Annotated in this window: 1 protein-coding gene; it reads right to left on the bottom strand. The window is 73.5% G+C overall.

Features of this window, described 5'->3' with window-relative positions:
* On the bottom strand, positions 1–471 hold a 471-nt coding region (locus ACOADB_RS13505; protein ID WP_378599397.1), incomplete at both ends, for a hypothetical protein.

Here is a 471-nt window from a genome sequence, read left to right as displayed (position 1 = left end):
AACCGCTTGCGCAGCTCGCCGTCGGCCGCCGGTTCCTTGTCGGCGCCCGTGGTGACGGTGTGCGCAGTGCCGCCGATGATGTTGCCGGGCTGGTCCTGGGTGACCTGCGCGCTGTAGCAGTCGCGCGGCTTGATGCCGACGATCGACAGGTAGGCCTGGAGGAGCTCGGCCGCGGTGCCCGGCAGGTACGGGAACGGCGAGGGAACGAGTGGCCGCTTGTCGGGGCGCGGCATCACGACCCGCCGGATCTCCAGCCAGTTCAGGACGGCGACCTGCAGGTCGGGCGGCGGGACCACCTGCAGTGGCCGGGCCGCCCGCATCCGGTCGACCGCCCCGACGGCGAGTCCGGCGGGATGCAGGACCACGACACCCGTGACCCCGGCCAGGACGTAGGGATCACTCCCGCCACCGTCCTCGCCACCGCTCCCTCCGCTGGCGTCGACCGCCACCCGGCGCGCGATGCCCAGGCAC

Origin of the sequence: Nocardioides sp. CPCC 206348, assembly GCF_048654705.1 — a bacterium.
Lineage (GTDB): Bacteria > Actinomycetota > Actinomycetes > Propionibacteriales > Nocardioidaceae > Nocardioides.
Note: the sequence above shows the minus strand (reverse complement) of the source record. Positions and strands in the feature narration are given on the sequence as shown.